Raw genomic sequence first — 22,808 nt, 5'->3', positions numbered from 1 at the left:
GATGATGACCGTGGGTTTCAGGCACGGCGGCTTCCGCTGATGGAACCAGCAAAGGCGTATTTTGGTTTCATCCGCACCAGCAGTCCTCAACAGAGACAAGCCATGCATTTGAAAAAGCCCCTTCTCGCCTGCGGCATCCTTTTTGCTTCCTCGCTCCTCTCAACGGCCGGTGCTGCAAGTTTCGACTGCACGAAATCCGATCTCGCAGCGGATGAAAAGGCCATCTGCGACAACCGCGCCCTGAACGATCAGGACGTGAAGATGGCCACCACCTTCGATATCCTAACCCAGCTGATGGCCATGGGTGCCCGCGACACGTTGCGCGACGAGCAGAGCCAGTGGCTGAAGAAGCGCCAGGAATGTGCAGCCGACGTTGCCTGCCTTACCGGCGCCTATGAGGAGCGCATGAAACGTCTCGGAGAGGCGTTTCAGAGCATCAACCGGCCGCTCTGACCCGATCACACCGCGCGGATGACGTTCTCCATGAGGCCATGCAGCTGGTCGCGATAACCGGTTTGGGCCGATGGCGCGTCTTCACGGGAGGTCATCACGACGGACAGTCGTTTTGCCGGCGCGATGTACAGCATCTGCCCGCCATAACCCCAGGCATAATAGACCGTCTCGCCCGCCATCTCCCTGATGAACCAGCAATAACCGTAACCGTCGCCGTTGAAGACCGAATTGGTGCGCTGTCGCCATGATTGCTCGATCCAGTCCTGCGAAATCAACCGCTCACCACCGGGTGTCACGCCGCCTCTGCGGTAAAGCTCACCGAAGACCAGCAGCGACCGCGCGGTCATCGCCATCTGGTTGCCGCCGAGATAGATGCCCTGCGGATCGCGCTCCCAGCCGCCGATGGAAAACCCTTCCAGGGGCCGAAACCAGTCTCGGGCGAGAGAAAGCGTCGAACGGCCGGATGCCTTCGTCAATATCGCCGACAGCAGATGTGTCGACGCCGTGGAATAAAGCATGCCGCCACCCGGCTCTCCGGCGAAACCCGACCCCAAGGCCATCCGCACCCAGTTGCGGCTGGCGACCCAACGGCCGTAATTCGGCCCGGACATGCGCTCCAGACCGGATTGCATTGACAGGAGGTTACCAACGGTGATCCGCTCCAGCCGGGGATCAGGATTTTGAGGAAATTCACCGCGCAGAATGGTCGCGATCGGCTGGTCCGCACCTTGGAGAATCTTGCGGTCGATCGCCATGCCGACCAACGCGGAGATGATCGATTTTGAGGCCGATTTGATATTGGTGGAGCCGTTCAAACCGGCACCATGATAGGCACGGCTAGCGATCTCCTCGCCATCGATGCTCACGATGACGGTCTTGAGACTGGAAAGCCCATCCGCCTCCCGCAGCAACGGACCGAAACGGACGTTGTTCCCGGCGCTCTGGGCACGGGCAAATGAGGCGAAGGGTAGCGATGCCATGAGGGCGAGTGCGGTTCGTCTTTTCATGGTAATGAAGTTAGGCATCGCTGCTTTCTGGAAAAGGGTCGCTGGACGAACAGCACTCCAATGTGACTGCCACGCCAGAAACAATCTGCAGTCAGCTCCACATTTACGATGGAAAAACAAAACGTTGAAAGGATACCAGGAATCATCCCGCGAAGTAATTGAATCTGTTTGTGAGCCGAATTCACTCCAAATTCAGACAGCAAAAAGCCGCTCAGAGAGCGGCTCAATTTAAATGGAGGTGGAGAGCTTTCTCCTCCGTCCTGCCGGACTTGATCCGGCATCAGGCACGGCGCGTCTGCGCCGTAAGAAGAGTCTCTTGCGATCGAGGACTTGATCGCGCTGGACCCCGGATCGGTTCCGGGGTGACGAAGCGTGCTTGTATTGCTCTTCGAGCACTCCGGGAAGAAAGCGACGCATCAGGCGTAACCTTCCAACCCACTCTGCGACAGGATTACTCCGGCAATATCCGCACAGCACCCTTGTCTGCGCTCGACGCAAAGGCCGCATAGGCCTTCAGCGCCGTCGTGACATTGCGCTTGCGCGGTGCTTCCGGCTTCCAGCCCTTCTCTTCCTGCTCGGCCCGGCGCGAGGCCAGTTCCGCGTCGGAAACCTTCAGGTTGATCGTGCGGTTCGGAATGTCGATCTCGATCAGGTCACCCTGACGCACGAGGCCGATGGCGCCGCCCTGTGCCGCTTCCGGCGAGGCGTGGCCGATGGAAAGGCCTGACGTGCCACCAGAAAAGCGACCGTCGGTGATCAGCGCGCAGGCTTTGCCGAGGCCCTTGGATTTCAGGTAGCTGGTCGGATAGAGCATTTCCTGCATGCCCGGGCCGCCCTTAGGACCTTCATAACGGATGACGACGACGTCGCCCGCCTTGACCTCGTTGCCGAGAATGCCCTTAACCGCCGCGTCCTGGCTTTCGTAAACGACCGCCGGGCCGTTGAATTTCAGGATGGACTCATCAACACCTGCCGTCTTCACGATACAGCCGTCGAGCGCGATGTTGCCGTAAAGCACGGCAAGACCACCATCCTTGGAGAATGGTTTCTCGACCGAGCGAATGACGCCATTGTCGCTGTCGGTATCCAGGTCGTCCCAGCGCGAGGACTGGCTGAAGGCAACCTGCGTCGGCACGCCGCCGGGGGCCGCCTTGAAGAATTCACGCACCGTCTCGCTGTTGGTGCGGGTGATGTCCCAACGGTCGATGGCGTCACCCAGCGTCGCTTCATGCACCGTATAGGTATCGCGGTTGATCAGACCGCCGCGCTCCAACTCGCCAAGAATGCGCATGATGCCACCCGCGCGGTGAACGTCTTCCATGTGAACGTCCTGCTTGGCGGGCGCGACCTTCGAAAGGCACGGAACCTTGCGGGAAAGACGGTCGATGTCTTCCATGGTGAAATCCACCCCGCCCTCGTGCGCGGCAGCCAGAATATGCAGCACCGTATTGGTGGAGCCGCCCATGGCGATATCCAGCGACATGGCGTTTTCAAACGCCGCCTTGTTGGCGATGGTCCGCGGCAGAACGGTTTCGTCTTCCTGCTCGTAATAACGGCGGGCAAGATCGACGATGAGGTGACCGGCCTCGACGAACAGTCGCTTGCGATCCGAATGGGTGGCAAGCGTCGAGCCGTTACCGGGCAGAGACAGGCCCAGCGCCTCGGTCAGACAGTTCATTGAATTGGCGGTGAACATGCCGGAACAGGAACCGCAGGTCGGGCAGGCAGATCGCTCGATAACCTTGACGTCCTCGTCAGAAATCTTGTCATCGGCGGCAGCCACCATGGCGTCGACCAGATCGAGCGCGACGGTTTTGCCATGCAGGACAACCTTGCCCGCTTCCATCGGACCACCGGACACGAAGACGGCGGGGATGTTGAGGCGCATGGCAGCATTCAACATGCCGGGGGTGATCTTGTCGCAGTTGGAAATGCACACCATGGCATCGGCGCAATGGGCATTGACCATATATTCGACCGAGTCAGCGATGATCTCGCGCGAGGGCAGCGAATAAAGCATGCCGTCATGGCCCATGGCGATGCCGTCATCGACCGCGATGGTGTTGAATTCCTTGGCAACACCGCCGGCCGCCTCGATTTCCCGGGCAACCAGCTGGCCGAGATCCTTGAGGTGGACGTGGCCGGGCACGAACTGCGTGAAGGAATTGACGACAGCGATGATCGGCTTGCCGAAATCGCTATCCTTCATGCCGGTGGCGCGCCAAAGGCCGCGCGCGCCCGCCATGTTGCGGCCGTGGGTTGTCGTTCTTGAGCGATAGGCTGGCATGGTGTTTTCCTCAATCTCGGGGCGAAGCGCGCCTGCCCGCAACGCGGTGGAAGCTGCCTCTGCCCTATTTTGCGGTGTTTCTAACGCAAACCGCAAGCGCTGTCACTGTCACCTTAGGGCAAAACAGTACGGTTCGGTACGGTACGCCTTTCCCTTAACGCGGGCGAGCGGACGACGGCCTATCACAAATGCGCGATTTCCGTCTGCCCGGCGCTGTTTTTCCGCAGCAGACTGAAACATATCTGTGCAGCGGCCGTATTGGCTATCATAATCGATTTATCGCCGATGCACCCGGCTTTTGTGGAGGTTCCAATGCCCGCCTATCGTCCGCCCCATATTTCGGCAAGCGAAATCACGCCGAAAAACATCTACCTTTCCAGACGCGGCTTCCTCGGCACAGCGGCGGGCCTTGCGGCAATAGGGCTTGCGGGCCGTGAGGCGGTTGCCGCTCCGCTCGCGGCGAAACCCGGCGCTTACAAGCTGGATGAAAAACTCACGCCGCTTGATGCCGTCACCAGCTACAACAACTTCTACGAATTCGGCGTCGGCAAATCCGACCCCAAGGAAAATTCCGGCAAGTTCAAACCCACACCCTGGACCGTGAAAGTGGATGGCCTCGTTTCCAAGCCACAGGAATTCGGCATCGAAGAGCTGATGAAATATCAGCTTGAGGAACGCACCTACCGCATGCGCTGCGTCGAAGGCTGGTCGATGGTCATTCCATGGATCGGCTTCCCACTTACAAGCCTGCTCGACAAGGTCGAACCGCTGGGCAGCGCGAAATATGTTTCCTTCGAGACCGTGGTGCGGCCAGAGGAAATGCCCGGACAGAGCGGCCTGTTCCAGCCCCTGTCATGGCCCTATGTCGAAGGTTTGCGCCTCGATGAAGCCCGCCATCCCCTGACCATCCTTGCCGTCGGCCTTTATGGCGAGACGTTGCCGAACCAGAACGGCGCACCGATCCGGCTTGTCGTGCCGTGGAAGTACGGCTTCAAGGGCATCAAATCCATCGTCCGCATTTCGCTTGTCGAGAAACAGCCGGAAACGACCTGGAAAAATTCCAACGCCCGCGAATACGGCTTCTATTCCAACGTCAATCCACATGTGGACCATCCCCGCTGGAGCCAGGCGACGGAGCAGCGCATCGGCGAAGGCGGCTTCTTTGGCACCCAGAACCGCCCTACCCTGATGTTCAATGGCTACGATGAAGTAGCGAGCCTCTACGCCGGCATGGACCTGAAGGCGAATTATTGACCATGGCTTTCGCCTTCACCTTACCCTCTCTGCCGAAGCGTTACCAACCGGCGGCCATCTGGTCGCTGTATGTCATCGGCCTTGCTCCCGGCGTCTGGTATTTCTACCTCGCCGCAACCGGAGGCCTCGGCTTCAACCCGGTCAAGGATTTCGAACACCTCCTTGGCATCTGGGCGCTTCGCTTCCTCTGTCTAGGCCTGCTGGTGACGCCGCTACGCGATCTCTTCAACATCAACCTCATCGCCTATCGTCGGGCGCTGGGCCTGATTGCCTTTTATTACGTATTGGCGCACTTTACCGTCTATCTGGTGCTGGACCGTGGCCTCGTCTTCAGTTCCATTGCCGGCGACATCCTGAAGCGCCCCTATATCATGTTCGGCATGGCGGGGCTCATCATGCTCCTGCCGCTGGCGTTTACCTCGAACCGCTGGTCGATCCGCAAACTCGGCAGCCGCTGGAACACGCTGCACAAACTCGTCTACCTCGTGCTCATCGTCGGCGTGCTGCATTTCGTGCTGGCACGGAAGTCGATCACGCTGGAACCGGTGTTTTATATCAGCACTATGATTGTGCTGCTGGGTTATCGGCTGGTGCGGCCCTCGATCATGTCGATGAAGAGAGCCAAACGCGCCCGACCCGTCCGGCCATGATGGCAGCGGCCCCAATGCCGGCGATATAACAGGCTATATTCCACAGCGAAAAAATGCGGCCGAGCAGCAAAGTGCCGGCCGTCGTAGCGCGAAACGCGTCCAGTGCCGGAAAATGAACAAGCCGGATGAGTTCCACGAGAACGACGGCAACAATGGCGATGTGACCCTCATAGCCATGCCAGCGGGATGGAAAGAAGGCCGCCAGCAACAGATAGATCATCGCACCCCAGAGCACGGATCCGCCATATTTTACCACCACGAACGGTAGTCCCACATCGTAACCAAAGGTCCGCAGGCAAAGGCCGCACACGATCACCGCCATCGCCCCCGCCAGAAGTCGGATGCGGGCGAAATAAGATGGGGATACGTGCGGCATGCCCATACGGGTTCCTTCGGGTTTTCGTATGAAAGGTGACGAACTGAGATCGGGGACGGAAATGAGCACAGCAACCAGCCCGGCCGCAAGCCGCCTCTCCGTCTTGGACAATCTGCTCTGCGATACCTGTCCCTGGGGCGAACTCAAGGGCATCAGGCGTTTTATCGTCGAGTTTCTGTATTTCGGCATCAAGGAGGCCCGCGCCTGCCTGTTTGCGGGATTGTTTTTCGTCTCCATCTTCGTGGTACCGCATGGCGGAGTGCTGGGCATCCCCCGTTATGACGTGCTACTGATCATTGCGCTCGGCATTCAGTTCTTCATGATCTGGAGCAGGCTGGAAACGCTTGACGAAGCCAAGGCCATCCTGCTGTTCCATATCGTCGGTTTCGCGCTGGAGGTATTCAAGACGTCAAGCGCCATACAGTCCTGGTCCTATCCCGACTTCGCCTATAGCAAGGTTCTCGGCGTGCCGCTCTTCTCCGGCTTCATGTACGCCGCCGTCGGCAGCTACATCATTCAGGCATGGCGCCTGCTGGATGTGCGCATTCGCCACTATCCCACCTACTGGATGGCGACACTGATCGGTATCGCCATCTACGCCAACTTCTTCACCCATCACTTCATCGGCGACTATCGCTGGTACATCGCCGCCTGCGCCATCGGCCTCTATTCCCGGTCGACGGTGGTCTATCGCCCCTATGATCGGGATCGAAAGATGCCGCTTCTCCTCTCCTTCATCCTGATCGGCTTTTTCGTCTGGCTGGCGGAGAACATCTCCACCTTCTTCGGCATCTGGAAATATCCCGATCAGATCGGCGCATGGTCCGTCGTTCATATCGGCAAATGGAGTTCGTGGTCGCTTCTGGTGATCATGACCTTCACCATTGTCGCGCATCTCAAGCACATCAAGGCCCGCATCCACGTTCCGGAGTGAGCGAGGTATATCTTCGGACGAGGCATCTGGCGGGCACGACAAAAATCTGAAGAGGTAACGCCCTCGCTTCCTCGACTTCCAACAAAAGAACGCAAAAAAGCCGGGTGATCTCTCACCCGGCTTTTCAACTCTCGACGCCTGAACGGCGTCAAACCTTATGCAGCTTCGGCAGCAGCAGCTTCTGCAGCAACGCGAGCCTTGTCGGCTGCGCCCTTGGCGTCAACGTCGCGCTCGACGAATTCGATGACGGCGAGAGCGGCATTGTCGCCCTGGCGGAAGCCGGCCTTCATGATACGCAGGTAGCCGCCGTTACGGTTTGCGTAACGTGCTGCGATCGCGTCGAACAGCTTGCGAACAGCGTCCTGATCCTTGATCTGCGAAATCGCCTGACGACGAGCGTGCAGGTCGCCGCGCTTGCCGAGAGTGACGAGCTTCTCAACGATCGGGCGAATTTCCTTCGCCTTCGGAAGCGTGGTGACGATCTGCTCATGGGTGATGAGCGAAGCAGCCATGTTGGCAAACATTGCCTTGCGGTGGCTGGCGGTTCTATTGAGCTTGCGGCCTGAATTACCGTGGCGCATTGCTATTCTCCTTCTACGCAGGTTCCTTCTTTAAGGCCTGCCGTTTCCTGGCACATGCAGGTGACTTACCTGCTGTTTGACGGGGAAAGGCAGTCTTTGAGGTCTGCCTTCTTGTTTGTTAGTACTGGTCTTCGTAACGCTTTGCGAGATCTTCGATGTTCTCAGGCGGCCATGCCGGCACTTCCATGCCGAGGTGCAGACCCATGGAAGCGAGAACTTCCTTGATTTCGTTCAGCGACTTGCGACCAAAGTTCGGCGTGCGGAGCATTTCGGCTTCGGTCTTCTGGATCAGGTCGCCGATGTAAACGATGTTGTCGTTCTTCAGGCAGTTTGCCGAACGAACCGACAGCTCGAGCTCGTCGACCTTCTTGAGAAGCGCCGGGTTGAACGCGAGTTCCGTAACCGATTCTTCTTCTGCTTCCTTCTGCGGCTCGTCGAAGTTGACGAAGACGCCCAGCTGGTCCTGAAGAATGCGAGCGGCGAAGGCAACGGCGTCTTCGCCGGAAACCGAACCGTTGGTCTCGATCGTCATGATCAGCTTGTCATAGTCGAGAACCTGGCCTTCACGGGTGTTTTCAACCTTGTAGGACACTTTCTTGACCGGAGAATAGAGGCTGTCCACCGGAATGAGGCCAATCGGGGCATCTTCCGCGCGGTTGCGCTCAGCCGGTACGTAACCCTTGCCGTTGTTGACGGTGAATTCCATGCGGATTTCAGCGCCATCGTCGAGCGTGCAGATCACGTGGTCGGGGTTCAGGATCTCGATGTCACCAACCGTCTGGATGTCACCAGCGGTCACGGCACCCGGGCCCTGCTTGCGCACGACCATGCGCTTGGAATCGTCGCCATCCATCTTGATGGCGATTTCCTTGATGTTGAGCACGATATCCGTCACATCTTCCCGAACGCCGGGGATGGAGGAGAATTCGTGCAGGACACCGTCGATCTGCACGGCCGTAACAGCGGCGCCGCGCAGAGAAGACAACAGAACGCGACGCAGCGCGTTGCCGAGGGTAAGACCGAAACCACGCTCCAGCGGCTCGGCAACGAGCGTTGCCTTGGTGCGGCTGGACGAGGTGAACTCGACCTTGTTCGGCTTGATAAGTTCCTGCCAGTTCTTCTGAATCATCTTTAAACCTTCCGTTCGCCGCCACCATCCAATCGTGACGGACCGAGCATGAAAACACCGAGAGGAACCAAATTCAGCGGTTCATCGGTGGGTTCTTGAGCGCAAGTCCGCCGATCGAAATCGACGCGCACACGCCAGATACACGAAAATTCCGCCAGACCTGAGGTAAGGCGGAATTTCCGAACCACGGTCGCGTCAGACGCGGCGCTTCTTGCGCGGACGGCAACCGTTGTGCGGGATCGGCGTCACGTCGCGAATGGAAGTGATCATGAAACCGGCAGCCTGCAGGGCGCGAAGTGCCGATTCACGGCCGGAACCCGGACCGCAAACTTCAACTTCAAGCGACTTCATGCCGTGTTCCTGAGCCTTCTTCGCGCAATCTTCAGCAGCGATCTGGGCAGCGAACGGGGTCGACTTACGCGAACCCTTGAAGCCCTTGGCACCAGCGGACGACCAGGCAATAGCATTGCCCTGCGCGTCGGTGATGGTGATCATCGTGTTGTTGAAGGTCGAATTGACGTGCGCGACGCCAGACGTGATATTTTTGCGTTCGCGACGACGGACGCGTGCGGCTTCCTTGGCCATTTTATACCTTTCATTGATCTCTTCACCGCCGTAACACCAGCGGCTACACCGGCAATCAGCCCGTAACCGAGCTTTTCGCCAAACTCAGAAAGGCTGGCGCGGACTGCACCAGCCTCCCCTTTCCGGAGAACCGGAAAATTACTTCTTCTTACCAGCGATAGCCTTCGCCGGACCCTTGCGGGTGCGGGCGTTGGTGTGTGTGCGCTGACCGCGGACCGGAAGGCCACGACGGTGACGCAGGCCGCGGTAGCAACCGAGGTCCATCAGACGCTTGATGTTCATCGACGTTTCGCGACGCAGGTCGCCTTCGACCTGGTAGTCGCGGTCGATGGCTTCGCGGATCTGAAGAACTTCAGCATCCGTCAGCTGATGAACGCGCTTGTCAGCCGGAAGACCGACCTTGTCCATGATTTCCTGCGCGAATTTCGGACCAATCCCGTGAATGTAGGTCAGCGCAATAACAACGCGCTTCGCAGTCGGGATGTTGACGCCAGCGATACGTGCCACGTCTTTTCTCCTTGGTTCCAGTTGCCATCCGGCAAGTGGTGATTCCATTCGAGCGGCCGACAAGACCGCCAGTTCAAATTGATGTCCGTGACAAGTCAAAACGACCGAACCCGGATCTCCCTTCCCTAAGGGAAATCCGCGCCAGTCGCTTGGGATGTCGCGAGTTGGCGCGGTGTTTAACGGAATCAGCGCAAAAAAGCAACCGGCTCCGCCAAGATTCTTTTGCGATCCAAGGGATCAGCCGCCTTTCGAAAAGGAAGATGGGCAAGAACGCAGTCCTCACCCATTCATTCCTTCGATCAGGCAGAGGCTTTCTCGAGAACGCGCTCGATGGCCTCGGTGACGGCATCGACATCTGCCATGCCATCCAGCGTCACCAGCTCGCCCTGCTCGCTGTAATAAGCGGACAGCGGCGCAGTCTTTTCGCGATATTCCGTCAGGCGCTTGCGGAAAGCTTCCGGATTATCGTCAGAGCGAACAGTACCGCCGGCGGCAATGGTTTCAGCCACGCGATTTTCGATTCGGCGAATCAGAGCCTCTTCGTCCACCTTGAGTTCGATGACGGCGTCGAGCACCAGGTTCTTCTTGCGCATGTTGTCGGCAAGCGCCTTCGCCTGCGGAACGGTGCGCGGATAACCGTCGAGAATGAAGCCCTTGGCACAGTCGGGAGCTTCGATACGCTCGGAAACGATCTGATTGACGATATCGTCGGATACCAGCCCGCCGGCGTCCATGACGGCCTTGGCGCGCTTGCCGATTTCGGTGCCCGCGCTGACCGCAGCGCGCAGCATGTCACCGGTTGAAAGCTGGGGGATCCCGTACTTGTCAGTGAGCCGCTTGGCCTGGGTTCCCTTGCCCGCACCCGGCGGACCCAAAAATATCAGTCTCATCGTCCCCTCTTTCCTCCACGCAACTTCGACTTCTTGATCAGACCTTCATACTGCTGGGCGATCAGGTGACCCTGAATCTGCGCAACCGTATCCAGAGTTACACTGACAACGATCAAAAGCGAAGTACCACCAAGGGCTAATGGAATGCCCGTACGTGCGATAAGTGTCTCAGGAAGGATACAGACAAAGACCAGATAAATCGCGCCGACCACAGTGATGCGGGTCAGAACGTAATCAATGTACTCCGCAGTGCGCTCGCCCGGACGGATGCCCGGAATGAAGCCGCCATGCTTCTTGAGATTGTCAGCCGTATCCTTCGGATTGAATACGATCGCCGTGTAGAAGAAGGCGAAGAAAGCAATCAGCAGGCCATAAAGCGCCATAAACAGCGGCTGGCCGTGTTGCAGCGAGGCGATGATAGAGGTCGCCCAGGTTGGCAGGTTAGTGTTACCCGCAAAGCCTGCAGCCGTTGCCGGCAGAAGCAGCAGCGACGATGCGAAGATCGCAGGAATGACGCCGGCCGTGTTAAGCTTCAGCGGCAGGTGCGAGGTATCGCCCTGGAACATGCGGTTCCCGACCTGTCGCTTCGGATATTGGATCAACAGACGGCGCTGCGCACGCTCCACGAAGACGATAAGGGCAATGACGCCGATTGCAACGACGACGACCGTCAGGATGAGCGGGGTCGAAAGCGCACCGGTGCGGCCGAGTTCCAGCGTGCCGGCCAGGGCCTTGGGCAGACCGGCGGCAATGCCCGCGAAGATGATCAGCGAAATACCGTTGCCGATACCGCGCGAGGTGATCTGTTCGCCGAGCCACATCAGGAACATCGTGCCGCCAAGCAGCGTGATGACGGTGGAAATGCGGAAGAACCAGCCCGGATCAACGACAAGGCCGTTACCGCTTTCGAGGCCGACCGCAATACCATAGGCCTGCAGCGTGCCGAGGAGCACCGTGCCGTAACGGGTGTACTGGTTGATGATCTTGCGGCCGGCTTCGCCTTCCTTCTTCAACGCTTCGAGCGAAGGCACGACCGAGGTCATGAGCTGCACGATGATCGAAGCGGAGATGTAAGGCATGATGCCGAGGGCGAAAATCGCCATGCGCTCGACAGCGCCACCCGCAAACATGTTGAAAAGACCGAGAATACCGTTGGCCTGGCCACGGAAGGCCTGCGCATAGGCTTCAGGGTTCAGGCCCGGAAGCGGGATATGGGTGCCGAGACGGTAGACGAGAAGTGCGGCAAGAGTAAACCAGAGACGCTTTTTCAGATCCTCCGCCTTAGCGAAGGTCGAAAAATTCAGGTTCGAAGCCAGTTGTTCCGCTGCTGAAGCCATAAATTTCTCCGAATGACCCTTGCCAGCCAGCGCAACCGGCCGATGCGGAAAGGTCTAAAAGATACTGGTCAAAACCGGGCTTCGGACAAACGCGGCTCTGCGCCGCCATCATGCCTCACCCTGTTTTTTATGTCCTATCCCCTCCCCTATGGAAGTTCAAGAACTGTGAGGCTCTCCCTGCAGCACTTTCTGCCGCAAGCGGGGCCAAGGAAGCACACCGCGAAGAGATTTCCCTGATGCTCTATAAATCGATTTAGATCGAAAGCAACAGTGGCCAGGGAGCGCAAACGCCCGGAGCGACAAGCCCCGGGCGCCTGAAGTCTATATATTACTCGGCGGCTTCTGCTGCAACTGCGAGAAGCTTGATCGAGCCGCCAGCCTTTTCGATCTTTTCGATTGCGGGCTTGGAAGCACCGGCCACTTCGAAAGCGACCTTAGCCTTCAGCTCGCCGTCGGCGAGAATACGAACGCCGTCCTTGGCGCGGCGGATAACGCCGGCAGCCTTGAGAGCAGCAGCATCGATCGTTGCGGAAGCGTCAAGCTTCTTGGCGTCGATGGCGGTCTGAATGCGGCCGAGCGATACGACAACATATTCGGAAGCGAAGATGTTGTTGAAACCGCGCTTTGGCAGACGACGGTAGATGGGCATCTGACCGCCTTCGAAGCCGTTGATGGCGACGCCCGAACGAGCCTTCTGACCCTTCACACCGCGACCACCGGTCTTGCCCTTGCCGGAACCGATACCGCGACCTACGCGGATACGATCCTTGGAGGCGCCTTCGTTGTCTCTGATTTCATTGAGTTTCATGATAGGTTACTCCGTCTCACTTCTCGTCAACGACGCGAACGAGATGCTGGACCGCACGGATCATGCCGCGAACCGCCGGAGTGTCTTCCAGGGTACGCTGACGATGCATCTTGTTGAGACCCAGACCCACCAGCGTCTGACGCTGGATTGCCGGGCGGCGAATAGGGCTGCCGATCTGTTCGACCGTAACAGTCTTCTTGGCTTCAGTAGTTTTCTTGGCCATGATCCAGCTCCTTATTCTTCAGAAGCGTTGCCGGAGGCGGCACGACGAGCCTGAAGGGTCGCATACTTCAGACCGCGCTGTGCAGCGATGTCCTTCGGATGAACCTGATGCTTCAGAGCGTCGAACGTCGCGCGAACCATGTTGTACGGGTTCGAAGAACCGGTCGACTTTGCAACAACGTCATGAACGCCGAGCGTTTCGAAAACGGCGCGCATCGGACCACCGGCGATGATACCGGTACCGGCCTTGGCCGAACGCAGCAGAACCTTGCCTGCGCCGTGACGGCCATTGACGTCGTGATGCAGCGTGCGACCATCGCGCAGCGGAACGAAGATCAGATCGCGCTTTGCGCTTTCAGTTGCCTTGCGGATCGCTTCCGGAACTTCACGAGCCTTGCCGTGACCGAAACCAACGCGGCCCTTCTGGTCGCCAACGACGACGAGAGCGGCGAAACCGAAACGACGGCCACCCTTAACAACCTTTGCAACGCGGTTGATCGCGACCAGCTTGTCGACGAATTCGCTATCGCGCTCTTCGCGGTTCTGACGCTCTTCGCGGGAACCTCTTTTATCCTGTGCCATTGTCCTTGTCCTTTTTCTTTTACGGGTGGAACGGCAAACGAAAAGACCAGCGGCCCCGAAGACGAGATCCGCATGGTCCGGTGAAATTCCGCCCGGATCGATGTCCGGGCGGAAAAAAATCAGAAGTTCAGGCCGCTTTCGCGGGCTGCATCTGCCAGAGCCTTGATACGGCCGTGATAGATGAACGCGCCACGGTCGAATACAACATCCTTCACGCCAGCCTTGACGCCGCGCTCGGCAACCAGCTTGCCGACAACAGCTGCTGCTGCAACGTCGGCGCCGGTCTTGAGCGAGCCGCGCAGATCGGCTTCGAGCGTGGAGGCAGACGCAAGCGTCTTGCCAGCAACGTCATCGATGATCTGGGCGTAGATGTTCTTCGACGAGCGATGAACCGACAGGCGCGGGCGGCCGTTGGCAACCGCCTTGATCTGGCGGCGCACACGGCTCGCGCGACGTGCAAGTGCTTCTTTCCTGCTAGCCATTTCGCGTGATCCTTACTTCTTCTTGCCTTCTTTGCGTACGATACGCTCTTCAGCGTACTTTACGCCCTTGCCCTTGTAGGGCTCGGGACCGCGGTATTCGCGGATTTCCGCGGCAACCTGGCCAACCTGCTGCTTGTTGATGCCGGAAACGATGATTTCCGTCGGCTTCGGAACGGCAATGGTGATGCCGACCGGAGGCTCGTAAACAACGTCGTGGCTGAAACCGAGAGCCAGCTGCAGGTTCTTGCCCTGCATGGCGGCACGGTAACCAACGCCGTTGATTTCGAGCTTGCGCTCATAGCCGTCCTTAACACCCTTGAAGATGTTCTCGATCATCGTGCGGGACATGCCCCACTTCGAACGAGCTTCCTTGGTGCCGTTCGCCGGCGTTACGGAAACGCCGTTATCTTCGAGCTTCAGCTGAATGTCGTCGTTAGCGACGAAAAACAGTTCACCCTTCGGGCCCTTAGCAGTAACCTTCTGGCCGTCGACATTGGCCGTCACACCTGCGGGAACCGGAACGGGCTTTTTACCGATACGAGACATTATTCAATCCTGTCTGTTCGTTATGGAGATCCTTGCTCGGGTCTTAGAAGACCGAGCAAAGAACCTCGCCACCAACGTTCTGTTCGCGAGCCTGGTGATCGGCCATCACGCCCTTCGGGGTCGAAAGGATGGTGATGCCGAGGCCGTTCGCGACCTGCGGAATGGACTTTACCGAGACATAAACTCGGCGGCCCGGCTTGGAAACGCGGCCGATCTCACGGATCACGGACGCGCCTTCGTAGTACTTCAGCTCGATGGTGAATTCGGACTTGCCGTTTTCGAAATCGACCTTGGAATAACCGCGAATGTAGCCTTCAGACTGCAGCACGTCGAGAACGCGTGCGCGGAGGCTGGAAGCAGGCGTGCTTACCGAAGACTTACGGCGAGCAGCACCATTGCGGATGCGGGTGAGCATATCACCCAAAGGATCAGTCATGGTCATGTGCCCGTCTCCTTACCAGCTCGACTTGACAATGCCCGGCACCTTGCCGGAATTGCCCAGCTCACGAAGCGCTATACGCGACATCTTGAGCTTGCGATAGAACGCGCGCGGACGGCCCGTTACTTCGCAGCGGTTGCGGATACGCGTCTTCGAGCCGTCACGCGGCAGCGAAGCGAGCTTCAGGGTGGCCTTGAACCGCTCTTCGATCGGAAGGGACTGGTTCATCACGATCGCCTTGAGGGCCGCGCGCTTGCTGGCCTGCTGGGCGACCGACTTGCGGCGGCGCTTGTTCTTTTCAACTGCGCTTGTTTTCGCCATATCGGAGTTCCTTTTCTACGCTCGTCGTTACGGTTAGTGACGGAACGGGAAGTTGAACTCTGTCAGCAGAGCCCGAGCTTCGTCGTCCGACGTCGCCGTCGTGCAAACGATGATGTCCATGCCCCACATCTGATCAACCTTATCGTAGTTGATCTCAGGGAACACAATGTGTTCCTTGATGCCCATGGCGAAGTTGCCACGGCCGTCAAAGCTCTTCGGGTTCAGGCCCCGGAAGTCGCGAACGCGCGGCAGCGCGATGTTGACCAGACGATCAAGGAATTCGTACATGCGGGCGCCACGAAGGGTAACCTTCGCACCGATCGGCATGCCTTCGCGAACCTTGAAACCAGCGATCGAGTTGCGAGCGCGGGTAACGACCGGCTTCTGGCCGGCAATCGCAGCCAGGTCACCGGCAGCGATCGTGGGCTTCTTGGAGTCGGCAGTCGCTTCGCCAACGCCCATGTTGATCACGATCTTTTCAAGCTTCGGGATCATCATGACGTTTGCGTAGGAGAACTTCTCCTGCATGGCGCCACGGATACGGGAAACGTATTCCGTCTTGAGACGCGGCTCGTACTTATCAGCCATCGATCACTTCTCCCGAACGCTTGGCCACGCGGACCTTCTTGCCATCCACAACCGAGAAGCCAACGCGGGTCGGCTTGCCATCCTTGTCGACGATGGCGATGTTGGAGATGTGCAAGGATGCTTCCTTGTTGATGATGCCGGCTTCCTGGGCCTGGGTCTGGCGCTGGTGACGCTTCACCATGTTTACGCCACGCACAACGGCCCGGTCTTCCTTCGGCAAAACCTGGATTACTTCGCCGGTACGGCCCTTGTCCTTACCGGTCAATACGACAACCTTGTCGCCTTTACGAATTTTCTGCATCGCATACGCTCCTTACAGTACTTCCGGAGCCAGCGAGATGATCTTCATGTGGTTCTTGGCGCGAAGTTCGCGCGGAACCGGTCCGAAGATACGGGTGCCGATGGGCTCTTTCTTGTTGTCGATAAGAACGGCTGCGTTGTTATCGAAACGGATGACGCTGCCGTCAGCGCGGCGGATGTCCTTGGCGGTGCGCACGACAACCGCCTTCATCACGTCGCCCTTCTTGACGCGGCCGCGCGGAATAGCTTCCTTGATGGAAACGACAATAATGTCGCCAACAGAAGCATATTTGCGCTTCGAGCCGCCCAGCACCTTGATGCACATGACACGACGTGCGCCGGAATTATCCGCCACGTCGAGGTTTGTTTGCATCTGAATCATGTCAGGTCGCCTTCTTGTTGTTACCGGAACGGTTGGGCAAACTCTCCCGAGCGAGCCCCCTGCTCCAGCTTATGAATATCTCTTTTTTTGCGCGGAAAAATCGTGACAGGGTGGTTTCCCGAAGGACCTTCCGTGCGCATCAAAGCAAAAGACGCTCGGGTCACGAGCGTCCTTGCGCTGCTTCATACAGGAATTCGCGCCAAGTGCAAGACACCTGGCGCGATTCTGATGAAATTAAGCCTGGGCGGAAACGACCGTCCAGCGCTTGTCCTTGGAGATCGGTGCGCATTCCTCGATGGAAACGACATCGCCGACCTTATACTGATTGTTTTCGTCGTGTGCCTTGTACTTCTTCGAACGACGAACGGTCTTCTGAAGCAGCGGGTGAGCGAATCGACGCTCAACACGAACTACGACAGTCTTCTCGTTCTTGTCGGACACAACGACGCCCTGCAGAATGCGTTTCGGCATATTATTCTTCCTTAGGCCTTGGCTTCTGCCGCCTTCTGGCGGGCAATGGTTTTAACGCGGGCGATATCCTTGCGGACTTCGTTGATGCGCGAGGACTTCTCCAGCTGACCAGTTGCCTTCTGGAAGCGCAGGTTGAACTGCTCCTTCTTCAGATCGGCGAGCTTGTCCTTGAGCTGGTCGGCGCTGAGGCCGCGAACTTCATCGGCTTTCATGTGCCTTGCTCCTTACTCTGCGATGCGCTGTACGAAGCGCGTCTTGACCGAGAGCTTGGCAGCGCCGAGACGAAGCGCCTCACGGGCGATCTCCTCGGACACACCGTCGATCTCGAACATCATACGACCGGGCTTGACCTTGCATGCCCAGTAATCGACCGAACCCTTGCCCTTACCCATACGAACTTCGGTCGGCTTTGCCGTAACCGGAACGTCGGGGAATACGCGGATCCACACGCGACCTGCGCGCTTCATGTAACGCGTGATCGCGCGGCGGGCCGCTTCGATCTCGCGTGCATTCACGCGGTTCGGTTCCTGCGACTTCAAGCCGAATTCACCGAATGCCAGGTCAAAGCCGCCCTTGGCGACGCCCTTGATGCGTCCCTTGAACTGCTTACGGTACTTAGTACGCTTTGGCTGCAACATTTTCTTACTTCTCCGAGCTTATCTTTCGCCAGCGTCAATCAAGCGTTTTCGCGACGACGATCGCCACGATCGCCACGCTCACGGCTTGCAGGGCCCTGTGCGTCGCCTTCGAGACCGCGACGCTCAGAAGCCATCGGATCGTGCTCAAGGATTTCGCCCTTGAAGATCCAGACCTTGATGCCGCAGATGCCGAATGCGGTTTCAGCTTCAGCCGTGCCGTAGTCGATGTCCGCACGCAGCGTGTGCAACGGAACGCGACCTTCGCGGTACCATTCGGTACGAGCGATTTCAGCACCGCCAAGACGGCCGCCGCAGGTGATCTTGATGCCTTCGGCGCCAAGACGCATTGCGGACTGAACAGCACGCTTCATCGCACGGCGGAAAGCCACGCGGCGCTCGAGCTGCTGAGCGATCGACTGGGCAACCAGCGTCGCGTCAATTTCCGGCTTGCGCACTTCAACGATGTTGAGGTGCGTTTCGGAGTTGGTCATCTCGGAAAGCTTCTTGCGAAGCTTCTCGATGTCTGCACCCTTCTTGCCGATGATCAGACCCGGACGAGCCGAGTGGATCGTGACGCGGCACTTCTTGTGCGGACGCTCGATGACGACCTTTGCGATACCTGCCTGCTTGAGTTCCTTGATCAGGTAAGCCCGGATCTTCAGGTCTTCATGCAGCAGCTTGCCGTATTCTGCGGTGTCAGCGTACCAGCGGCTATCCCAGGTACGGTTGATGCCGAGGCGGAAGCCGATCGGATTGATTTTCTGACCCATTATGCGGCCTCCCCTTTTTCCTCGACTTCACGAACAACGATCGTGAGGTGAGCGAACGGCTTTTCAATGCGGGAAGCACGACCACGGCCACGAGCGTGGAAACGCTTCATGGTGATGGACTTGCCAACATAGGCCTCGGCGACGACGAGAGCGTCGACGTCGAGGTCGTGGTTGTTTTCCGCATTGGCAATTGCAGATTCCAGCGTCTTCTTGACGGTGCCTGCAATGCGCTTGCGGGAGAATTCGAGCTCGGCGAGAGCGCGATCAACCTTCTTGCCACGGATAAGAGCGGCAACCAGGTTCAGTTTCTGGGGGCTGACGCGGAGCGTACGGGCAACGGCCTGAGCCTCGTTGTCCTTCAGCCGGCGTTCGGTCTTAGCCTTCGCCATGATTACTTCCTCTTTGCCTTCTTGTCCGCGCCGTGACCGTAATAGGTACGGGTCGGAGAGAATTCACCGAACTTGTGTCCGACCATGTCTTCGTTAACGGAGACGGGCACATGCTTGCTGCCGTTGTAGACGCCGAAGGTCAGACCAACGAACTGCGGCAGGATCGTGGAGCGACGGCTCCAAATCTTGATTACTTCGTTACGTCCGCTCTCGCGCACCTTCTCAGCCTTGGTGAGAAGATAGCCGTCAACAAACGGACCTTTCCATACTGAACGAGCCATTAGTGACTACCTCTCTTACTTCTTACGCTGATGGCGCGAGCGCATGATGAACTTGTCGGTCGACTTGTTCGAACGGGTGCGCTTGCCCTTCGTGGGCTTGCCCCACGGAGTAACCGGGTGGCGACCACCCGACGTGCGACCTTCACCACCACCGTGCGGGTGGTCGACCGGGTTCATGACGACGCCGCGAACGTGCGGACGCTTGCCGCGCCAACGGGAACGACCGGCCTTACCGTCGTTGATGTTGGCGTGGTCAGAGTTCGAAACAGCGCCGATCGATGCGAGGCAGGAGCCGTGCACCAGACGCTGTTCGCCCGAGTTGAGACGCAGGATGGCCATGCCGGCATCGCGGCCGACGAGCTGGACATACGTACCGGCGGAGCGAGCGATCTGACCGCCCTTGCCCGGCTTCATCTCGACGTTGTGGATGATCGAACCAACCGGAATGTACTGAAGCGGCATGGTGTTGCCGGGCTTCACGTCCACTGCCTTGTCGGAGGCGATCACCTTGTCACCAGCAGCGAGACGCTGTGGCGCGAGAATGTAAGCCTGTTCGCCGTCGGTATACGTAACCAGCGCGATGAACGCGGTGCGGTTGGGGTCGTATTCCAGACGTTCAACGGTGCCTTCAACGTCGAACTTGCGACGCTTGAAGTCAACCAGACGGTAGGTCCGCTTGTGACCGCCACCCTGGAAACGGACGGTGATCCGGCCCTGGTTGTTACGGCCACCCTTGGAGCTGAGGCCCTGGGTGAGAGCCTTTACCGGCTTGCCCTTGTAGAGCGAAGCGCGGTCCACGATAACCAGCTGGCGCTGGCTCGGCGTGGTCGGATTGAAACTTTTCAATGCCATTTTATTGTTCCCTTTTGGGTCTTTGCCCGCTTGGGCCTAACCTTTAGAGTCCGGTGGACACGTCGATGGATTGACCTTCGGCGAGCGTGACGACGGCTTTCTTGACGTCCTTCAGCTTACCGGCGAACCCACGGAAACGACGGGTCTTACCCTTGCGGATAAGCGTGTTCACAGCCGTGACTTTGACGCCGAAGAGCGCTTCCACGGCAGCCTTGATTTCAGGCTTGGAAGCATTCTTGGCGACGTTGAATACGACCTGGTTCTGTTCGGATACCAGCGTCGACTTTTCCGTGATCGAAGGAGATACGATCACGTCGTAGTGGCGAAGATCCGTCATTTGAACCGCTCCTCCAGAGCCTCTACAGCAGCCTTGGAAAGCACCAGCTTGCCACGGCGCAGGATGTCGTAAACATTGATGCCCTGTACCGGCAGAACGTCCACGTTCGGGATGTTCTGAGCAGCGAGCTTGAAGTTGCCATCAAGTTCGGCGCCGCCGATAACGAGAGCGTTGGTCAGGCCAAGCGAAGCGAAGCTGCCCAGCAGAGCCTTGGTCTTTGCTTCGGACGCGACGAGCTGATCGACGATGATCAGTTCCTCAGCCTTCAGCTTTGCAGACAGGGCGTGACGCAGGGCGAGCGCACGAACCTTCTTGGGAAGGTCATGGGCGTGGCTGCGAACGACCGGGCCGTGGGCCTTGCCGCCGCCGCGGAACTGCGGTGCGCGAGCCGAATGGTGACGAGCGCGGCCCGTACCCTTCTGCTTGTACATCTTCGCGCCGGTGCGGGAAACTTCCGACCGGTTCTTGGACTTGTGGGTTCCCTGCTGCTTCTTTGCAAGCTGCCAGCGAACCATGCGGGCCAGAATGTCCTGGCGGGGGTCGAGGCCGAAGATCTTATCCGACAGAGAAACCTTGCCGGCGTCTTTTCCCTCGAGGGTCTTGACGTTCAATTCCATGATAAGGCTCCCTTACTTCGCAGCCGACTTGACGGCGTCGCGGACGATGATCCAGGAACCCTTCGAGCCGGGAACTGCACCCTTCACGAGGATGAGGCCACGGTCTTCATCAGTCGAAACGACTTCGAGGTTCTGGGTCGTAACGCGGGTCTGGCCCATATGACCAGCCATGCGCTTGCCCTTCCAGACGCGACCCGGATCCTGGTTGGAACCAGTCGAACCGTGTGCACGGTGCGAGATCGAGTTACCGTGCGAAGCGCGGCCACCACCGAAGTTGTGACGCTTCATAGCACCGGCGAAACCCTTACCGATCGTGGTTCCGGTGACATCGACCAGCTGGCCGGTCTGAAAATGATTTGCGGTCAGTGTTGCACCGATGTCGATCAGGTTCTCGGGGGAAACCCGGAACTCGACGAGCTTTGCCTTCGGTTCGACATTGGCAGCGGCAAAGTGACCGCGAAGCGCCTTCGTCGTGTTCTTGACCTTGGACTGGCCGGCACCGAGCTGAACTGCGGTGTAGCCATTCTTGTCTTCCGTGCGCTGGGCAACGACTTGTACGTTATCCAGTCGCAATACTGTTACAGGGATATGTTCACCTGCGTCGTTATAGACGCGTGTCATACCCACTTTCTGTGCAATCACACCTGAACGCATTGGTTCATCCTCTTGCGAGCCTTGAAGGGAAAACCCTCTCTGGCCTTTGTTAAGGAGTGCCCTTCGACATCTCACGATGTTTCCGGTCTCCGGTTTGGAAGTCGTTGGATTGCTCCACGTACCTTCCTTGTTATTTCAGCCCTTACCTTGAATGGTTCGGGCCGGGTCTTAGAGCTTGATTTCCACGTCAACGCCAGCAGCGAGGTCGAGCTTCATAAGGGCATCGACAGTCTGCGGGGTGGGGTCAACGATATCGAGAAGACGCTTGTGCGTCCGCATTTCGAACTGTTCACGGCTCTTCTTGTCAACGTGGGGAGAGCGGTTGACAGTAAACTTTTCGATGCGGGTGGGGAGCGGAACCGGGCCGCGAACGCTGGCGCCGGTGCGCTTTGCGGTCGACACGATTTCACGGGTAGAGGCATCGAGGATCCGGTGATCGAACGCCTTGAGGCGGATACGGATATTCTGGCCGTTCATTCGTCTTGTCCTTGTTCTTTGTTATTCGTTTCCGCACGCGGAAACACATGAACTTCTATTGATCGTGGCGCCGCAGATTTTCAAAAATCGAGAGGAATGCGCGTCGCACCCCAATCATTTCAGTAGTCTGTATTGCTAAAAACACCGCGTTCCGCAATCGCTTGCGAATCCAGCGGTGAATGTGAGTGCGCGTTTACGCGCTTTCACCGAATTTTTCAAGCACTAAAAATGCAACGCCGCCAGGCTTTTTACCAAAAGTCCGGCGGCGGTGCTGTTCACACCGCCGCCAGCCTGAATTTCAACGGTCGAGATTACTCGACGATCGAGGCGACGATGCCGGCGCCGACGGTACGGCCGCCTTCGCGGATAGCGAAGCGCAGCTTTTCTTCCATCGCGATCGGAACGATCAGCTCGACGTCAACCGTGACGTTGTCGCCAGGCATAACCATTTCCGTGCCTTCCGGAAGCGTAACGATGCCGGTCACGTCAGTCGTACGGAAGTAGAACTGCGGACGGTAGTTCGTGAAGAACGGCGTATGACGGCCGCCTTCTTCCTTCGTCAGGATGTAGGCTTCTGCCTTGAACTTCTTGTGCGGCTTTACCGAACCCGGCTTGCACAGGATCTGACCACGCTCGACGCCGTCACGGTTAACACCGCGAAC

The 22,808-nt window shown here is 58.2% G+C and carries 34 protein-coding genes and 1 pseudogene; 4 read left to right on the top strand and 31 right to left on the bottom strand.

Annotated features, from left to right (window positions below; genetic code table 11):
• Window positions 1-102: 102 nt before the first annotated feature.
• Window positions 103-453 (top strand): lysozyme inhibitor LprI family protein, encoded by a 351-nt coding sequence (locus tag WA845_RS07940; RefSeq protein ID WP_004442563.1) that lies wholly within the window; start codon window positions 103-105, stop codon window positions 451-453.
• 5 nt (window positions 454-458) lie between these two features.
• Here WA845_RS07940 and WA845_RS07935 read toward each other — a convergent pair whose 3' ends face one another.
• On the bottom strand, window positions 459-1,460 hold the full coding sequence (locus tag WA845_RS07935; protein ID WP_112554631.1) for a serine hydrolase: 1,002 nt from the start codon (window positions 1,458-1,460) through the stop codon (window positions 459-461).
• A 451-nt stretch (window positions 1,461-1,911) separates the two neighbouring features.
• Entirely contained in the window at window positions 1,912-3,747 is a 1,836-nt protein-coding gene (ilvD, locus tag WA845_RS07930) for a dihydroxy-acid dehydratase (protein ID WP_006697627.1), read from the bottom strand.
• A 312-nt stretch (window positions 3,748-4,059) separates the two neighbouring features.
• On the opposite strand from ilvD, the gene msrP reads away from it, so the two are divergent.
• Both msrP and msrQ read left to right on the top strand, forming a co-directional pair.
• On the top strand, window positions 4,060-5,001 hold the full coding sequence (msrP, locus tag WA845_RS07925; protein WP_037092978.1) for a protein-methionine-sulfoxide reductase catalytic subunit MsrP: 942 nt from the start codon (window positions 4,060-4,062) through the stop codon (window positions 4,999-5,001).
• Between the two features lie 2 nt (window positions 5,002-5,003).
• On the top strand, window positions 5,004-5,651 hold the full coding sequence (gene msrQ, locus WA845_RS07920; RefSeq protein ID WP_112554633.1) for a protein-methionine-sulfoxide reductase heme-binding subunit MsrQ: 648 nt from the start codon (window positions 5,004-5,006) through the stop codon (window positions 5,649-5,651).
• Here msrQ and WA845_RS07915 read toward each other — a convergent pair.
• Window positions 5,605-6,033: a ribosomal maturation YjgA family protein gene (locus tag WA845_RS07915; RefSeq protein WP_112554634.1), complete on the bottom strand. Its 429-nt coding sequence runs from the start codon at window positions 6,031-6,033 to the stop codon at window positions 5,605-5,607. The two genes, msrQ and WA845_RS07915, sit on opposite strands and share 47 nt — an antisense overlap.
• A 55-nt stretch (window positions 6,034-6,088) precedes the next feature.
• On the opposite strand from WA845_RS07915, the gene WA845_RS07910 reads away from it, so the two are divergent.
• Entirely contained in the window at window positions 6,089-6,961 is an 873-nt protein-coding gene (locus WA845_RS07910; protein ID WP_112554636.1) for a DUF817 family protein, read from the top strand.
• A 155-nt stretch (window positions 6,962-7,116) separates the two neighbouring features.
• Here WA845_RS07910 and rplQ read toward each other — a convergent pair whose 3' ends face one another.
• The 28 genes and pseudogenes from rplQ to tuf all read right to left on the bottom strand — a co-directional run.
• Window positions 7,117-7,542: a 50S ribosomal protein L17 gene (rplQ, locus tag WA845_RS07905; RefSeq protein ID WP_003521014.1), complete on the bottom strand. Its 426-nt coding sequence runs from the start codon at window positions 7,540-7,542 to the stop codon at window positions 7,117-7,119.
• Window positions 7,543-7,660: 118 nt separating this feature from the next.
• A complete protein-coding gene (locus WA845_RS07900; RefSeq protein ID WP_003495228.1) occupies window positions 7,661-8,671 on the bottom strand; it encodes a DNA-directed RNA polymerase subunit alpha in 1,011 nt (336 codons plus the stop codon).
• Between the two features lie 195 nt (window positions 8,672-8,866).
• Window positions 8,867-9,256: a 30S ribosomal protein S11 gene (gene rpsK, locus WA845_RS07895; RefSeq protein WP_003495225.1), complete on the bottom strand. Its 390-nt coding sequence runs from the start codon at window positions 9,254-9,256 to the stop codon at window positions 8,867-8,869.
• Window positions 9,257-9,394: 138 nt separating this feature from the next.
• Window positions 9,395-9,763: a 30S ribosomal protein S13 gene (gene rpsM / locus WA845_RS07890; protein WP_003516122.1), complete on the bottom strand. Its 369-nt coding sequence runs from the start codon at window positions 9,761-9,763 to the stop codon at window positions 9,395-9,397.
• A gap of 299 nt (window positions 9,764-10,062) precedes the next feature.
• Window positions 10,063-10,653, bottom strand: coding sequence for an adenylate kinase (locus WA845_RS07885; protein WP_003507790.1), 591 nt, complete (start codon window positions 10,651-10,653; stop codon window positions 10,063-10,065).
• A complete protein-coding gene (gene secY, locus WA845_RS07880) occupies window positions 10,650-11,990 on the bottom strand; it encodes a preprotein translocase subunit SecY (RefSeq protein WP_004442582.1) in 1,341 nt (446 codons plus the stop codon). Before secY ends, WA845_RS07885 begins: the two co-directional genes overlap by 4 nt.
• Before the next feature lie 328 nt (window positions 11,991-12,318).
• Window positions 12,319-12,798 carry a 50S ribosomal protein L15 gene (rplO, locus tag WA845_RS07875; protein WP_003521009.1) on the bottom strand — a complete coding sequence of 160 codons (480 nt, stop codon included), beginning with the start codon at window positions 12,796-12,798 and terminating at the stop codon, window positions 12,319-12,321.
• 16 nt (window positions 12,799-12,814) lie between these two features.
• Window positions 12,815-13,021: a 50S ribosomal protein L30 gene (gene rpmD / locus WA845_RS07870; RefSeq protein ID WP_003495212.1), complete on the bottom strand. Its 207-nt coding sequence runs from the start codon at window positions 13,019-13,021 to the stop codon at window positions 12,815-12,817.
• Between the two features lie 11 nt (window positions 13,022-13,032).
• The gene (gene rpsE / locus WA845_RS07865) at window positions 13,033-13,602 is read right to left on the bottom strand and encodes a 30S ribosomal protein S5 (protein ID WP_004442585.1); all 570 of its coding nucleotides are present in this window, start codon (window positions 13,600-13,602) and stop codon (window positions 13,033-13,035) included.
• Between the two features lie 119 nt (window positions 13,603-13,721).
• A complete protein-coding gene (gene rplR / locus WA845_RS07860) occupies window positions 13,722-14,084 on the bottom strand; it encodes a 50S ribosomal protein L18 (protein WP_003507787.1) in 363 nt (120 codons plus the stop codon).
• Between the two features lie 12 nt (window positions 14,085-14,096).
• Window positions 14,097-14,630, bottom strand: coding sequence for a 50S ribosomal protein L6 (rplF, locus tag WA845_RS07855; protein ID WP_003495204.1), 534 nt, complete (start codon window positions 14,628-14,630; stop codon window positions 14,097-14,099).
• Window positions 14,631-14,673: 43 nt separating this feature from the next.
• Window positions 14,674-15,072, bottom strand: a complete 399-nt coding sequence (gene rpsH / locus WA845_RS07850) for a 30S ribosomal protein S8 (RefSeq protein WP_004442588.1) — start codon at window positions 15,070-15,072, stop codon at window positions 14,674-14,676.
• Between the two features lie 12 nt (window positions 15,073-15,084).
• The gene (gene rpsN / locus WA845_RS07845) at window positions 15,085-15,390 is read right to left on the bottom strand and encodes a 30S ribosomal protein S14 (RefSeq protein ID WP_004442591.1); all 306 of its coding nucleotides are present in this window, start codon (window positions 15,388-15,390) and stop codon (window positions 15,085-15,087) included.
• Between the two features lie 33 nt (window positions 15,391-15,423).
• Window positions 15,424-15,978 (bottom strand): 50S ribosomal protein L5, encoded by a 555-nt coding sequence (rplE, locus tag WA845_RS07840; protein ID WP_003495201.1) that lies wholly within the window; start codon window positions 15,976-15,978, stop codon window positions 15,424-15,426.
• Entirely contained in the window at window positions 15,971-16,279 is a 309-nt protein-coding gene (gene rplX, locus WA845_RS07835) for a 50S ribosomal protein L24 (RefSeq protein ID WP_003521006.1), read from the bottom strand. The genes rplE and rplX overlap by 8 nt, the downstream gene beginning before the upstream one ends.
• Before the next feature lie 12 nt (window positions 16,280-16,291).
• A complete protein-coding gene (gene rplN / locus WA845_RS07830; RefSeq protein ID WP_003495199.1) occupies window positions 16,292-16,660 on the bottom strand; it encodes a 50S ribosomal protein L14 in 369 nt (122 codons plus the stop codon).
• 234 nt (window positions 16,661-16,894) lie between these two features.
• Entirely contained in the window at window positions 16,895-17,131 is a 237-nt protein-coding gene (rpsQ, locus tag WA845_RS07825) for a 30S ribosomal protein S17 (RefSeq protein ID WP_003495195.1), read from the bottom strand.
• 11 nt (window positions 17,132-17,142) lie between these two features.
• Window positions 17,143-17,343: a 50S ribosomal protein L29 gene (rpmC, locus tag WA845_RS07820; protein ID WP_003495193.1), complete on the bottom strand. Its 201-nt coding sequence runs from the start codon at window positions 17,341-17,343 to the stop codon at window positions 17,143-17,145.
• Window positions 17,344-17,355: 12 nt separating this feature from the next.
• The gene (gene rplP / locus WA845_RS07815) at window positions 17,356-17,769 is read right to left on the bottom strand and encodes a 50S ribosomal protein L16 (RefSeq protein ID WP_003495190.1); all 414 of its coding nucleotides are present in this window, start codon (window positions 17,767-17,769) and stop codon (window positions 17,356-17,358) included.
• A 38-nt stretch (window positions 17,770-17,807) separates the two neighbouring features.
• Window positions 17,808-18,539, bottom strand: coding sequence for a 30S ribosomal protein S3 (gene rpsC / locus WA845_RS07810; protein ID WP_004442600.1), 732 nt, complete (start codon window positions 18,537-18,539; stop codon window positions 17,808-17,810).
• Window positions 18,539-18,928, bottom strand: coding sequence for a 50S ribosomal protein L22 (rplV, locus tag WA845_RS07805; protein ID WP_003521005.1), 390 nt, complete (start codon window positions 18,926-18,928; stop codon window positions 18,539-18,541). Before rplV ends, rpsC begins: the two co-directional genes overlap by 1 nt.
• Window positions 18,929-18,930: 2 nt before the next feature.
• Entirely contained in the window at window positions 18,931-19,209 is a 279-nt protein-coding gene (gene rpsS / locus WA845_RS07800) for a 30S ribosomal protein S19 (protein WP_003507772.1), read from the bottom strand.
• A gap of 15 nt (window positions 19,210-19,224) precedes the next feature.
• On the bottom strand, window positions 19,225-20,061 hold the full coding sequence (gene rplB / locus WA845_RS07795; protein ID WP_003521004.1) for a 50S ribosomal protein L2: 837 nt from the start codon (window positions 20,059-20,061) through the stop codon (window positions 19,225-19,227).
• A gap of 43 nt (window positions 20,062-20,104) precedes the next feature.
• Entirely contained in the window at window positions 20,105-20,398 is a 294-nt protein-coding gene (locus tag WA845_RS07790; RefSeq protein WP_003521003.1) for a 50S ribosomal protein L23, read from the bottom strand.
• Window positions 20,395-21,015 (bottom strand): 50S ribosomal protein L4, encoded by a 621-nt coding sequence (rplD, locus tag WA845_RS07785; RefSeq protein WP_112554638.1) that lies wholly within the window; start codon window positions 21,013-21,015, stop codon window positions 20,395-20,397. The genes WA845_RS07790 and rplD overlap by 4 nt, the downstream gene beginning before the upstream one ends.
• A gap of 12 nt (window positions 21,016-21,027) precedes the next feature.
• The gene (rplC, locus tag WA845_RS07780) at window positions 21,028-21,669 is read right to left on the bottom strand and encodes a 50S ribosomal protein L3 (protein ID WP_004442604.1); all 642 of its coding nucleotides are present in this window, start codon (window positions 21,667-21,669) and stop codon (window positions 21,028-21,030) included.
• Window positions 21,670-21,837: 168 nt separating this feature from the next.
• Entirely contained in the window at window positions 21,838-22,146 is a 309-nt protein-coding gene (gene rpsJ / locus WA845_RS07775; protein ID WP_003507767.1) for a 30S ribosomal protein S10, read from the bottom strand.
• 311 nt (window positions 22,147-22,457) lie between these two features.
• Window positions 22,458-22,808 (bottom strand): annotated as a pseudogene (gene tuf, locus WA845_RS07770) (elongation factor Tu); the annotation flags it as partial.

It is taken from the genome of Agrobacterium sp. CMT1 (assembly GCF_037203725.1).
Lineage (GTDB): Bacteria > Pseudomonadota > Alphaproteobacteria > Rhizobiales > Rhizobiaceae > Agrobacterium > Agrobacterium pusense.
The sequence above is the reverse complement of the archived record's forward strand: the minus strand, read 5'-3'. Positions and strand labels throughout refer to the sequence as shown.